This is a genomic window from Microbulbifer sp. TYP-18, from assembly GCF_040932045.1.
GTDB lineage: Bacteria > Pseudomonadota > Gammaproteobacteria > Pseudomonadales > Cellvibrionaceae > Microbulbifer.
Map to the genome: position 1 here is coordinate 30079 of NZ_JBFRBC010000027.1, position 12769 is coordinate 42847.

The 12769-nt window shown below is 51.7% G+C and carries 12 protein-coding genes and 1 pseudogene; 12 read left to right on the forward strand and 1 reads right to left on the reverse strand.

Features of this window, described 5'->3' with window-relative positions; all coding sequences use genetic code 11:
- Window positions 1-33 precede the first annotated feature (33 nt).
- Complete coding sequence (locus ABVT36_RS16715; RefSeq protein ID WP_368457563.1) at window positions 34-678, forward strand: HAD-IA family hydrolase; 645 nt, start codon at window positions 34-36, stop codon at window positions 676-678.
- On the opposite strand, the gene ABVT36_RS16720 is transcribed toward ABVT36_RS16715, so the two are convergent.
- Window positions 629-1273, reverse strand: a complete 645-nt coding sequence (locus tag ABVT36_RS16720) for a nucleoside triphosphate pyrophosphatase (protein ID WP_368457564.1) — start codon at window positions 1271-1273, stop codon at window positions 629-631. The genes ABVT36_RS16715 and ABVT36_RS16720 overlap by 50 nt on opposite strands.
- Before the next feature lie 106 nt (window positions 1274-1379).
- On the opposite strand from ABVT36_RS16720, the gene ABVT36_RS16725 reads away from it, so the two are divergent.
- The 11 genes and pseudogenes from ABVT36_RS16725 to ABVT36_RS16775 all read left to right on the forward strand — a co-directional run.
- Window positions 1380-1925 carry a YceD family protein gene (locus ABVT36_RS16725; RefSeq protein WP_368457565.1) on the forward strand — a complete coding sequence of 182 codons (546 nt, stop codon included), beginning with the start codon at window positions 1380-1382 and terminating at the stop codon, window positions 1923-1925.
- Between the two features lie 76 nt (window positions 1926-2001).
- The gene (gene rpmF, locus ABVT36_RS16730; RefSeq protein ID WP_367151904.1) at window positions 2002-2193 is read left to right on the forward strand and encodes a 50S ribosomal protein L32; all 192 of its coding nucleotides are present in this window, start codon (window positions 2002-2004) and stop codon (window positions 2191-2193) included.
- A 4-nt stretch (window positions 2194-2197) separates the two neighbouring features.
- Window positions 2198-3214, forward strand: coding sequence for a phosphate acyltransferase PlsX (plsX, locus tag ABVT36_RS16735; protein WP_368457566.1), 1017 nt, complete (start codon window positions 2198-2200; stop codon window positions 3212-3214).
- A gap of 45 nt (window positions 3215-3259) precedes the next feature.
- Window positions 3260-4204: an ACP S-malonyltransferase gene (gene fabD, locus ABVT36_RS16740; RefSeq protein ID WP_368457567.1), complete on the forward strand. Its 945-nt coding sequence runs from the start codon at window positions 3260-3262 to the stop codon at window positions 4202-4204.
- Between the two features lie 30 nt (window positions 4205-4234).
- Entirely contained in the window at window positions 4235-4990 is a 756-nt protein-coding gene (gene fabG, locus ABVT36_RS16745) for a 3-oxoacyl-ACP reductase FabG (protein ID WP_368457568.1), read from the forward strand.
- Between the two features lie 225 nt (window positions 4991-5215).
- The gene (gene acpP, locus ABVT36_RS16750; RefSeq protein ID WP_367151900.1) at window positions 5216-5452 is read left to right on the forward strand and encodes an acyl carrier protein; all 237 of its coding nucleotides are present in this window, start codon (window positions 5216-5218) and stop codon (window positions 5450-5452) included.
- Between the two features lie 188 nt (window positions 5453-5640).
- Window positions 5641-6882, forward strand: coding sequence for a beta-ketoacyl-ACP synthase II (gene fabF / locus ABVT36_RS16755; protein WP_368457569.1), 1242 nt, complete (start codon window positions 5641-5643; stop codon window positions 6880-6882).
- Between the two features lie 818 nt (window positions 6883-7700).
- Window positions 7701-8657, forward strand: a complete 957-nt coding sequence (locus ABVT36_RS16760) for an NAD-dependent epimerase/dehydratase family protein (protein WP_368457570.1) — start codon at window positions 7701-7703, stop codon at window positions 8655-8657.
- Between the two features lie 115 nt (window positions 8658-8772).
- Window positions 8773-9798 carry a glycosyltransferase family 4 protein gene (locus tag ABVT36_RS16765; RefSeq protein ID WP_368457571.1) on the forward strand — a complete coding sequence of 342 codons (1026 nt, stop codon included), beginning with the start codon at window positions 8773-8775 and terminating at the stop codon, window positions 9796-9798.
- Window positions 9799-10176: 378 nt separating this feature from the next.
- Window positions 10177-12180: a polysaccharide biosynthesis protein gene (locus ABVT36_RS16770; RefSeq protein WP_368457572.1), complete on the forward strand. Its 2004-nt coding sequence runs from the start codon at window positions 10177-10179 to the stop codon at window positions 12178-12180.
- Between the two features lie 220 nt (window positions 12181-12400).
- A pseudogene (locus ABVT36_RS16775) lies at window positions 12401-12601 on the forward strand (IS5/IS1182 family transposase); the annotation flags it as partial.
- Window positions 12602-12769: the final 168 nt, after the last annotated feature.

Here is a 12769-nt window from a genome sequence, read left to right on the forward strand (position 1 = left end):
CGGCACGTCAATTTAGTAATGTGGGGGGCGGACATGCTGGTGATCCTGGATTGGGACGGAACTGTGTGTAATTCCCAGTCGCGCATTGTGTCCTGTATGCAGAGGGCGGCTGACCGGACAGGACTCTCGGTGCCAAGTGCCGAAGCAGTGGAGAATATCATCGGGCTCGGCCTGCCGGAAGCGGCAAGCGTCCTCTTTCCTGTGGCAACCGCCGCGCAGCGCCGCCAATTGCGGGACCTGTATTCCCAGGAGTGGTTGGCGGCCAGGGGGGAGCCGTTGCCGTTATTTGACGGCGTGCGTGCCACGCTGAGCAGGCTCCTTGGCGCCGGACATCGACTGGCGGTCGCTACCGGCAAGAGCCGGCGCGGACTGAACCGGGAGTTCGAGGAGCACGGAATTGGCGGCATCTTCACTGCCAGCCGCTGTGCGGACGAAACGGCGTCCAAGCCCGACCCCAGAATGCTGAAAGAGCTTCTACAGGAGACCGGTTGCCCGGTCGGGGAGGCAGTGATGGTGGGGGATACAGTCTACGATCTCGAGATGGCGGCCTCCATGGAGATGGCGGCAGTCGGCGTCAGTTACGGTGCACACCACCCGGACAAGCTGAAGGAATGTCAGCCCAATGCCGTCATCGATCATTTTTCCGAGCTTCTGGAGTGGCCTCCACTGGTTCCCTGAGGGTTGAATTCCCGGTCAGCGGATCAATTCCGAATTGCTGCAATAGTTTAACTAATCGAATTAATGGGAGGCCCATCAAGGAGTTTACATCAGAGCCTTCCATTTTTTCGAATAATGCGATGCCCAACCCTTCGACTTTAAATGATCCTGCACAATTGTATGGTTTTTCCCTTTCAACATAGGACCGGATTTGTCCTTCGCTCAGTGAGCGAAAGTAGACGTCAAAAGTTTCCACTTCAGTGACCTGATTTGCCGAACTGGTATCCAGCAGGCTGAGGCCGGTGTGGAACCTGACCTTTTTGCCGCTGCACATTTGAAGCTGGCGGAGGGCCTTCTCCCGGCCACCGGGCTTGCCCAAAACCAGTCCTTCACAGCAGGCCACCTGATCCGAGCCGATGATGAGGCTATGGGGATGCAGGGCCGCCAGTGCGAGTGCTTTTTCCCGCGCCAGCCGGGTGGCGCTTTGCGCCGGGGTTTCCCCGGCAAGTGGCGCCTCATCGATGTCGGGGGATGTCGAAATAAAGGGCAGGCCGAGCCGCTGGAGAAGCGACCGCCGATAGGGAGAGCTGCTGGCTAAAACGAGTTTGCGGGACATGGATTACCTCGCCTGGATTGAGGCCAAATTCACCACCGGGGGCGCGATATTGCGGTGATTGATTTGTTTTGACAAGGGTTTGGAGAGTCCATAGAATTGCGCGCTTATGTCGATCGACCCCTCTGTAAACAGGCTCCCAAGAAGTGTCAACGCACGGAAGCTGGTGCAATGCGAGCAGCGGCTCGAAGGTGTTGTAGCCGCTGCTGAATTGGAGCGCCTGGGGCAGGCGGTCGAGTCTATCGACGGGGATATCAACGCCAAGCTCAACTTTGAGCGTGGTCCCCTCGGTCACCTGATGGTCAGTGGTAGCGCTGACTGTCGGGTAAAAATACTGTGTCAACGCTGTCTGCAGCCAATATTGAAAGAGGTTGAGACGCAGTTACACTGGGGCATAGTGTGGTCTGAAGAGCAGGGGCAGGCACTGCCCAGGGATTTGGACCCGATCATACAGGATGGCGATGAGCTGAATCTGTATGACGTATTGGAAGATGAGCTTTTACTCAGTCTGCCGATGGTTGCGTACCATGAGGACCAGTGTGTCGCCCCCGACCGCTTCCTCTCCAGTGACGCGGATGACTCGGCGGAAGGAGAGCAGCGCAAAAACCCCTTTCAAGTGCTGGAACGGCTGAAGGGTTCGTCAGGCAAGTCTTAATGGTTTGGCCGACGGGTTTGGGCTCGCCGGTAGGCGCCCCGATTCCAGTGTAATTTAGTTATATTAGGAGCAAGCCATGGCTGTTCAGCAAAACAAGAAAACTCGTTCCCGTCGCGGTATGCGCCGGTCCCACGATGCTCTGGGCGCAGGTGCGACCCTGTCCGTGGACCCCACCACGGGTGAGAAGCACCGCCGTCACCATGTAACCCAGGACGGCTTTTACCGGGGTCGCAAAGTGATTGAAACCGGCGACTCTGAAGAAGAGTAGGTTTTTGCCCAGCCAATTGCGATTGGCGGTGGACGCGATGGGCGGGGACTTGGGTCCCCGCTCTGTCGTTCCGGCCTGCGCCAGATTTCTTCAGCGATTCCCCCCTGCGGAGCTACAGCTCTACGGCCCCCTAACAAAGTTACGACCCCTCATGGGCGCCTATGCCCCCGAGTTGACCAGGCGTCTGCAGCTGGTGCACTGCGAACAGGTTGTCACCCAGCATTGCAGCCCTGTACAGGCCCTGAGACGTGGGCGGGAGTCCTCTATGGCGGAAGCGCTGCGCGCGGTCGGCAGTGGCGAGGCGGATGCCATGGTCACCTCGGGCAATACCGGAGCGCTGCTCGCCCTGAGTAGAAATATCCTGGGGACACTGGACGGCATCCGTCGTCCGGCGCTGGGCAAGTCAGTGCCCAGCCAGAATGGTTCCTGCTTTTTACTGGATCTGGGCGCCAACATCGATTGCAGCGCTGAGGATCTGCAGAACTTTGCCCGTATGGGCATAGAGGCCCAGCGGGCGCACACGGGGCAGCAACAGCTGCGGGTGGCGCTGCTGAATATTGGGGCCGAAGCCGGCAAGGGTCCCAGTGAAATACGCCGCGCGGGTGAGTTGCTGGAGGCGGACCCCCACATAAACTACGCAGGGTTCGTGGAGGGGCACGATATATTTACCGGCGATGTGGATGTGGTGGTTTGCGATGGCCTGATGGGCAATGTGGCCATCAAGGCGGCGGAGGGAGTTATTCGACTAATCGGTCAAAAACCCTTTACCATGGAGGCAACCGGTCCGGTTAAGCGCTTTTTTGGCCAATTAGCCATAAATCTGTTGCGAAAATGGCGCACAAACGTAGAACCCTCTCGCTATAATGGCGCCAGCTTTTTGGGGGTAAAAGGCAATGTGGTCAAAAGCCACGGTGGTGCCAGTAGTGAGGCATTCTACCGGGCCATGATTACCGCCAAAGAATGTGCGGAAGCGAATTTGGCCGACCGACTGGTTTCCGCAATGGTGAGAGCGCGGGACTGACTGCGGACTCTCTACCGAATCGCCACACAGGTTTAAGGATGTTCCATGACTAATGCCAGGCTCGCATTTGTCTTTCCCGGCCAGGGTTCACAGAAGATCGGAATGCTGGCTGACGCCGCCACCGAATTTTCCGAAGTCGAGGCCACCTTTAACGAGGCCTCTGAAGTACTCGAATACAATCTCTGGGACCTCTGTCAAAATGGCCAGCCGGCCGACATAAATCTCACCGAACGCACTCAGCCTCTGCTGCTTACCGCAAGTGTCGCACTCTATCGCGTCTGGCGCGCCCAGGGTGGAGCGGAGCCCGCACAAATGGCGGGACACAGTTTGGGGGAGTGGTCTGCACTGGTCTGTGCAGGTGTGGTTTCATTTCGGGACGCCGTGCGTCTCGTCAGGGAGCGGGGCCGCTTGATGCAGGAAGCGGTGCCGGCGGGACAGGGGGCCATGGCGGCGATTATCGGCCTGGAAGACAAAGTCGTAGAGGACGCCTGCGCCGAGTCGGCGCAGGGTCAGATCCTGGCAGCGGTCAATTACAACTCCCCGGGGCAGCTTGTCATAGCGGGTAGTGTCGCGGCAGTGGATCGGGCGGTGGAAGCCTGCAAAACGGCGGGAGCCAAACGGGCCAAACCGCTGCCGGTCAGTGCACCCTTTCACACCGAATTGATGCGCCCGGCCGCACAAGCTCTGGCTGCACAAATCGAACAGACAGAATTTCGAGTGCCGGACGTTCCCGTAGTCCACAACGTAAACGCCAGTACAGAAGTGAACCCGATATCCATCAAGCGGTTGATGGTAGAGCAAATTTACAGCCCGGTGCGCTGGACCTCCTGTGTCCGGAGTATGGCTGCGGCAGGGGCTGAGATATTGCTGGAGTGCGGACCCGGCAAGGTCCTGGCGGGACTCACAAAGCGTATTGATCGCAACCTGACAAGTTTGACGGTAGAGGCGCCGGAGCAGCTGAAGGCAGCCTTGGCGACTGCGGCCGAGTAAATCCCATTGCGGGGTATTAAGGGAGTAACAATGACACTGAAAACCTCACTGAAAGACAAGGTAGCACTGGTTACAGGTGCCAGTCGTGGAATTGGCGCCGCTATTGCGGATATGCTTGGGGCTCAGGGTGCTACCGTTATCGGTACTGCCACCAGCGAAGCCGGCGCTGAAAAAATAACCGCGCGGTTCCGGGAGCAGGGCATGGAGGGTAGCGGCATGGTATTGGATGTAACCAGTGCCGATAGCCTGTCCGCATTGCTGAATACCGTGAAGGAAAAGTTTGGTGCCCCGACCATCGTTGTCAACAATGCCGGTATCACCAAGGATAATCTGCTGATGCGGATGAAGGATGAGGACTGGAACGAGGTTATCGCCACCAACCTGTCGGCAGTTTATCGCATCAGCAAGGCGTGTCTGCGGGATATGGCCAAGTCGCGCTGGGGCCGCATTATCAACATCAGTTCCGTAGTGGGCAGTATGGGCAATGCCGGCCAGTCCAACTATGCTGCGAGCAAGGCGGGAGTAGCCGGTTTCGCACGCTCGCTGGCGGCCGAGGTTGGCTCCCGGGGGATTACCGTCAATACGATTGCCCCGGGCTTTATCGATACGGATATGACAAAGGTGTTGCCGGAAGCGCAGCGTGAGACATTGCTGGGTAAGATTCCTCTCGGCCGCCTCGGGCAGCCGGAGGAAATTGCATCGGTTGTCGCTTTTTTAGCCAGTGACGCAGGGGGCTACGTGACTGGTGAAACCATTCACGTCAACGGCGGCATGTACATGGCCTGACCAATACATTAAAAATCCTTTATAACCTACTGATAGGTAAAGGATTTTTGGTCTAATTTTTACCTGAGAGTAGGGGTGCATTACATCCCGGATAATTCGGGGTACAATGCCGCCTCGAATTAACCAGAAGCTGTGTGACCCGGTCGTTATGTATGCTCATTGTGAGCGGTAAAACAACAATGACGGCTACAACAGATTTTTATCCACTAGGAGTTAAATTGAATCATGAGCAGCATTGAAGAGCGCGTTAAGAAGATCGTCGCTGAGCAACTGGGCGTTAAAGAAGAAGACGTGAAGCCGGAAGCCTCTTTTGTCGAAGATCTGGGCGCTGACTCCCTCGACACAGTTGAGTTAGTGATGGCTCTGGAGGAGGAATTTGAAACTGAAATTCCCGACGAAGAAGCTGAGAAGATTACTACTGTTCAGTTGGCCATTGATTACATCAAGGACAACTTGGCGTAACCCCCGCTGGGCAAGTTAGCGCTGGGGCAGTTTTAGCTGCCCTAAGCCATCGATCTGAGAGCCGTTCTATGTCACATAGCGCGGCTCTCACTTTTTAGTCGAATGGAAATGTGGCCGCTGTGGATCAAAAGTCCCTGGGGGCGGCGCGGATATTTCCAGGTATCAAACACATTTGCGAGGGTACAAGCGTGTCGCGTAGAAGAGTAGTTGTTACCGGAATGGGCATGGTCACTCCGCTGGGCAACACCCTGGACGAAACATGGGCGGCGATTCTTGCGGGAACCAGCGGTGCCGCGCCGATTGAGTCCTTCGATGTCTCGGCCTTTTCCACCCGCTTTGCCGCCACAGTAAAGGATTTTTCGCCCGCGCCCTGGCTGGCGGAAAAAGAAGCGCGCAAGATGGACATGTTTCTGCGCTACGGATTGGTTGCCGCAGTTCAGGCTATGGAGGACAGTGGCCTGGAGGTGACCGACAACAATGCCCATCGCGTGGGCGCATGTATCGGTTCCGGTATGGGGGGTATCGCAGCCATCGAGCAGAATGCGCTGCTGATCAGGGATAAGGGGCCGAGGAGGGTATCTCCATTTTTTGTCCCCGGTGCCATTATCAACATGGTGGCGGGAAACCTGTCGATCAGATACGGCATGAAAGGGCCGAACCTCTCCACCACCACCGCCTGTACAACCGGTACCCACGCGGTGGGATTGGGACTCCGTGCAATTCAGTACGGAGATGCCGATGTGATGGTTTGCGGCGGAGCGGAAATGGCCACCACGCCGGCTGGTCTGGGGGGCTTTTGTGCCGCTCGCGCCCTGTCGACCCGAAACGATCAGCCGCAAGCGGCCAGCCGTCCCTGGGACAGGGACCGCGATGGTTTTGTCCTCGGCGAGGGCGCCGGTATTCTGGTGCTGGAGGAGTATGAAACCGCCCGGGCCCGCGGCGCCAAGATTTATGCGGAGTTGAGTGGCCTGGGCATGAGTGGCGATGCCCACCATATGACTTCGCCACCGGAAAACGGGGAGGGTGCCGCTTTATCCATGCGCAATGCGCTGCAGGATGCGCGCCTGGACCCGGCAGACATCAGTTATATCAACGCCCATGGCACTTCCACTCCGCTGGGGGATAGGGCAGAGGTTAGTGCGGTGCAATCCGTATTTGCCAACCGCGCGGAGCAATTGGCGGTTAGTTCCACTAAATCCATGACCGGGCACCTGCTCGGAGCGGCGGGTGCCGTCGAGGCGATTTTTGCAACATTGGCGATTCGGGACCAGGTGGCTCCCCCGACAATCAATCTCGATCACCCGGATGAGTTCTGCGAAGGTATCAACCTGGTGCCATACCAGCCTCAGGAAATGAAAGTGGATGCGGTGCTATCCAACTCCTTTGGTTTTGGCGGTACCAATGGATCTTTGATTTTCCAGAGGGCCTGATTAGTTAGGCTGGTTCGCATATTTGCGACAGTGGTGACTAACAAAATAAACGGAGCTACTTGGTTTCCCGTTACTTAAGCCAATTTTGGCAACATTTCCCGAAGCTGGATGGATCGGAAAGTGGGAAAGGCTTCACGATGCTGGTGGATCCGTCGCTCTATCTATTTGTGGGCAAAAGTAAGCTTGATTTGAATGAAAAATAACCACTTAAGTCTTTGTAGGGTCAAGTAGTGTGTTTACCAGATATGTCGATTCACGGATGTTTCTGATGGATAATTGAGCGCCACTGCGGCGGAAAAATTAAACTTCGGTCCATTTTTGATTAAATTGTCTATTTATCATTCTGCTCGATGATGAGAAATACTATTAACAGTTGAAGCAATCATTGAAGGAATCGCACACTGGTAGATAGATTTTGATCTATATAGCGATGGAGAAGTAGTACACACTGAGGAACGTAGTTGGCTCGACATCTTATGCGACTTGTTTGGAGAGTCATTGTACATGCAGTTTTTGGTATTTCTATTTGTAGTGGCTCAATTATAGTGGAGAGATTTGATGAGTTTAGTGTTGCAAACTTTCAAGGCGTTGCAAACTCCTACAGCAATTGCGCTGGGCCACTAATGAGGATTTCACATTGATTTAAAGTGTAAAAGAATAGACTTGTTGTTATCGAACTCCTATTTAGAGTTGATTTGCCATGCTGTGGCCTTCCTACTGTATGTCAAGGTTGCTGGAATCTAAACTTTGCTTCTCCTGTTATGACTACTCGCTGCTATTGGGCTCGGACCAATGACAAAATTACTTGAGAGGGCTATATGCGCAAGGTATTAGTTACCGGTGCCAATGGGTTCATAGGTAGGGCATTGTGTCGTTATCTAGCAGCTAACTACTTTGATGTACAAGGGCTTGTGCGCCTAGCACGTGAACGCGAGCAAGGCATTGATTACGTGGAGCTGGATCTTGAAAAAGCAGGTGATTTGAACGTGGCGTGCCACGGAGTAGATTGTATCGTACACTTGGCTGGCCGTGCTCATGTTGTAAGCGAAAATGATCAGTATCCTCTAAAAGCTCTTCGCAAGGCAAACTGTATGGCTAGTTTGCGTTTAGCTCGACAGGCTGTAAGGTCAGGTGTGCGCCGTTTTATTTTCATTAGCTCTGTGGGTGTGAATGGGCCGGAAACTTCTTTCCGTCCTTTTGACGAAAAAGAAGAGGAAAAGCCTCTTGCGGATTATGCGATTTCCAAGTTTGAAGCAGAGATGGGGCTGAAAAAGTTCTTTACCGATACGGATACAGAATTAGTTATAATTCGCCCGCCACTCGTTTATGGTGTTGATGCCCCGGGAAATTTTGCACGATTACTCAGCCTTATAGCCACAGAATTACCTTTGCCTTTTGGCCGCATTAATAATCGCCGTAGCATCGTTTCAGTTGACAATTTAGTGAGTCTAATAGTTCAGTGTATAGAACACCCAGCGGCGGCTGGTCAACTCTTTCTTGTGTCGGATGGTGAAGACATTTCTACTGTGGAAATAGTACAAGCGCTTGCGCGCGGGATGGACAAAAAGTCACTGATAATCTCTGTTCCCGACGTATTATTAAAGTTTGGAGCGAAATTGCTTAAAAAGGAGTCCCTATATGTACAGCTTTGTCGCTCTCTACAGATAGATTCTTCTAAAGCTCAAAATTTACTCGACTGGAAGCCGATGCGAACTACAACTGAAATGCTAGAAGAGGTTGGCCGACTCTATGCATGCCGGAAATTTGAGACTTGACTATACTAGACAGAGTTTAGATTTAGTGAAATTAAGGAAAATAGCGAACTACTGTGTCAGCAGCAAGAAAAAAGTTATGATCTATCAACACTGTCATCTTTGGGTAGTCTGACAAATGAGCCTTTGGTTATTACTGCCGATTATGATCGGTACTTCGTTTTTTATAACCGGCGCTTTACGTCGTTATGCCTTAACTGGGCGTTTAATGGATATACCAAATTCTCGCAGTTCACATTCGACCCCAATGCCACGCGGTGGTGGGGTGGCTATCGTACTTACTTTCTTGTCAGTTTTACCGTTTTTGGCATTGAATCATATGCTGTCTTGGAGCTTGATGTTGGCTCTACTAGGCTCAGGTTCTGCGGTAGCCATAATTGGTTTTTTGGATGATCACAGTCATATTCCTGTGAGCTGGAGGCTGTTGGGACATTTTGGTGCAGCTATTTGGGCATTGTTTTGGTTGGGAGGGCTGCCGCCGTTTAATCTATTCGGCATGTACTTCGATCTGGGGTGGGTTGGTTATACATTGGCTGTGGTCTATCTCGTATGGTTGTTAAACCTCTATAATTTCATGGATGGGATAGATGGCATCGCGAGTGTGGAAGCAATATGTGTGTGCATGGGTGGAATGCTATTGTACACAACGTTGGACTTCCCAGGCTCTCAACAAGCTATGGCTTGGATTATGCCGATGCTATTGACGGCTGCAGTGGCGGGCTTTTTGTTTTGGAACTTTCCGCCGGCGCGGATCTTTATGGGTGATGCCGGCAGCGGGTTTCTGGGTATAACTTTGGGCATACTATCTCTACAAGCCGCTTGGGTGGCGCCGCAGTTCTTATGGTGCTGGTTAATTCTGCTTGGAGTTTTCATAATAGATGCTTCTTGGACTTTGATTCGCCGATTTCTCCGTGGAAAGAAAGTGTATGAGGCACATCGAAGCCATGCTTATCAGTACGCTTCGCGTCATTTTGGCAGGCACTTGCCGGTAACTTTGGGAGTAGTGGGGATCAATTTATTTTGGTTATTGCCGATTGCGCTTTGGGTAGGCTTGGGAAAAATCGATGGTTTAACTGGGCTGCTGATTGCCTACTTTCCGTTGGTGATGCTGGCGGTAAAGTTTAAGGCAGGGAAAGCGGAATAAAGTGGGTCTTGTTAGAGCGGCACCGTTTGTAGATAACTGTTGATCAGAGTTGAACGGACTTTATAGCATTTGTGAAATGCCAATACAGAGATTAGTACGCTTACGCCTGTGAGTGCGCAATTGTGAGTAGAGATACAGCGTTATGGTGAAAAATACGGCGATCACACTGTCCACAGCTCAAATCAGCGAAAGCTACCTTAGTAATACTGAGGTGGCTAAAACTTATGGTGTGTACTCGAGTAATTTTTGTGTCTTAGTGTTGGGCCATATAAGATTTTTGCGTTGTGTATAGGGTATTGCCAGTAAGAGATAGTCAATGGCACCTGAAATGTTGTGGATTGAAAGATGACTTTTGGAATTGGGGTGGGAGAGTGAACCATGCACAAGTTGCGCAGCTCACTGTTGGGTTTGTCGCGTCGAAATAAGCGTATCTTACAAGTCGCGACCGATGTACTGTTGATATGGCTGGCTCTTTGGCTAGCGTTTGCAATTCGATTAGGGTTAGAAAAACCTGTTAACCCTCTTGCCGGATATGTATGGTTGTTTATCACTGCGCCATTGATTGCGGTACCGATTTTTATAAAATTTGGCATGTACCGAGCGGTGATGCGCTATTTTGGAAAAGATGCGCTGATCACTATATTTAAAGCAGTAACACTCTCAGCTTTGGTGCTGGCCTTGGTGGTCTATTGGTATCGAGAATCTCCAGTTATAGTTCCGCGCTCCCTAGTCTTCATCTATTGGTGGTTGAGTCTGATAATGATTGGTGGCCTTCGTTTAGCGATACGTCAGTACTTTACTGGCAGTTGGTATGAGGCAGCAACACAGGTTCCATTTATCAAGCACGGTTGTCATTTGCCTAAGGTAGCGATCTATGGTGCCGGCTCAGCAGGTAATCAATTGGTAGCGGCTTTACGAATGGGGGAGGTCATGCGGCCCGTGGCCTTCATAGATGATGACCTTGGTATTGCCAATCGTAAAATTGCAGGCTTAAAAGTTTTTAAACCCAAGCACATTAAAACAATGATTGCACAGACCGGTGCGCAAGAAATTCTCTTGGCGATTCCATCTGCTTCCCGTGCGCGCCGCCGAGAGATACTTGAGTTGCTGGAGCGCTTTCCTTTACATGTACGCAGCGTACCGGGATTTATGGACTTGGCGAGTGGTCGTGTCAAAGTCGAGGATATACAGGAAGTTGATGTTGCAGACTTGCTTGGTCGCGATCCCATACCGCCACAAAAAGAACTGTTTGAACGCTGTATTCGTGGACATGTGGTGATGGTAACTGGCGCCGGGGGCTCAATTGGCTCGGAACTTTGTCGGCAAATTGTGATGACGGGTCCAAGCACACTGCTGTTATTTGAGCAGTGTGAATTTAATCTTTATAGCATCCACACCGAGCTAGAGCAGCGGATTCGTCGCGAGTCACTGCGGGTGCGACTGATGCCAATCTTAGGCTCCATTCGCAATCCAGACCGCTTACTGGATTTAATGCGCTCATGGAAAGTAAGCACTGTATATCATGCTGCGGCATACAAACACGTACCGATGGTTGAGCATAACATCGCAGAAGGTGTGATGAATAATGTGTTCGGTTCCCTATATACTGCGCAGGCTGCGGTAAAGGCAGGAGTCGAGCATTTTGTGTTGATCTCGACTGACAAGGCGGTGCGTCCGACCAATGTAATGGGTAGCACGAAACGTCTTGCGGAAATGGTGCTGCAGGCTTTGAGTAAAGAGTCTGCTCCTACGCTATTCAATGATGGAGAAGTAGTAAATCAGGTAAATAAAACTCGCTTTACCATGGTCCGATTTGGCAATGTGCTAGGTTCATCGGGTTCGGTAATTCCACGTTTTCGGGATCAGATTAAGCGTGGTGGCCCGGTAACGGTAACGCATCCCAATATCACTCGATACTTCATGACTATTCCTGAGGCCGCTCAGCTGGTCATTCAAGCCGGAGCCATGGGACTAGGGGGCGACGTATTTGTCCTCGATATGGGAAGGCCTGTAAAGATTGCCGAGTTGGCAGAGAAGATGATTCACCTTAGTGGTTGCACAGTACAATCCGAACAGGACCCGCACGGCGATATTGCGATCGAGTTTACTGGTTTGCGCCCTGGCGAAAAACTCTATGAAGAATTATTGATCAATGACGATGTCAGTCCAACCGATCATCCAATGATCATGCGTGCTACTGAAGATCATTTATCTTGGGGGGTATTTAAGGAAATCATGGCCCAGTTACTTAATGCAGTAAAACAGGATGACTACGAATGTGTACACCAGCTATTACGGGAAACAGTAATTGGTTATACTCCAGATTCTGAAATAGTTGACTGGATTCACCAAAAACAGTCCACAAAACCTGAGTTGGTATAAAATTTCTTTTCAAACTTGTGCCAGGAAGACATTTAAACCTGCGTATGCAGGGAACAGGTCAAACTTATTGATGATCAGATTGAGGCTGAGTTGGATTAGTTCAGACGGGCTGTTGAAAAAGTCCTGAATTCCTTGCTTTAGCGTGTTCGGTCTCGGATAATATTTCTGGGGCCGACTTAAGGGGAAAGCCATGCAGGGACGCACTTAGTTTCAGCCAGAGTTGTTTCACACGGTCAACCTCGACGATTTCGTACCGCAGAACCACCTTCTCCGTAAGATCGACGCCGTATTGGATCTTGAATTTATCTATGATCTGACGTCACCATTGTACTGCCCCGACAATGGTCGAGCTTCAATCGATCCGGCACTGTTCTTTCGGATGCAGATTATTGGCTATCTGTACGGAATCAAATCTGCGCGGTTTCGGATAATAATATTGGGAAAAAAGTGTCAACAGAGGGTGTGTAATAACGCTACTTTTTTCTAGGGCCTGTTAACACTAATTAGCCGGTCAGCGATCAATGAAAAGTTGATGAAGAACTTAAAAACGACATCCAACTTATCAAATCGACTAAATATTCTTCGGAAA

Excerpts from the sequence above, each read along its gene's own strand:
- ABVT36_RS16715 (WP_368457563.1), top strand. The coding sequence starts at position 34 with ATGCTGGTGATCCTGGATTGGGACGGAACTGTGTGTAATTCCCAGTCG.
- ABVT36_RS16720 (WP_368457564.1), bottom strand. The coding sequence starts at position 1,273 with ATGTCCCGCAAACTCGTTTTAGCCAGCAGCTCTCCCTATCGGCGGTCG.
- ABVT36_RS16725 (WP_368457565.1), top strand. The coding sequence starts at position 1,380 with ATGTCGATCGACCCCTCTGTAAACAGGCTCCCAAGAAGTGTCAACGCA.
- rpmF (WP_367151904.1), top strand. The coding sequence starts at position 2,002 with ATGGCTGTTCAGCAAAACAAGAAAACTCGTTCCCGTCGCGGTATGCGC.
- fabD (WP_368457567.1), top strand. The coding sequence starts at position 3,260 with ATGACTAATGCCAGGCTCGCATTTGTCTTTCCCGGCCAGGGTTCACAG.
- fabG (WP_368457568.1), top strand. The coding sequence starts at position 4,235 with ATGACACTGAAAACCTCACTGAAAGACAAGGTAGCACTGGTTACAGGT.
- acpP (WP_367151900.1), top strand. The coding sequence starts at position 5,216 with ATGAGCAGCATTGAAGAGCGCGTTAAGAAGATCGTCGCTGAGCAACTG.
- ABVT36_RS16760 (WP_368457570.1), top strand. The coding sequence starts at position 7,701 with ATGCGCAAGGTATTAGTTACCGGTGCCAATGGGTTCATAGGTAGGGCA.
- ABVT36_RS16765 (WP_368457571.1), top strand. The coding sequence starts at position 8,773 with ATGAGCCTTTGGTTATTACTGCCGATTATGATCGGTACTTCGTTTTTT.
- ABVT36_RS16770 (WP_368457572.1), top strand. The coding sequence starts at position 10,177 with ATGCACAAGTTGCGCAGCTCACTGTTGGGTTTGTCGCGTCGAAATAAG.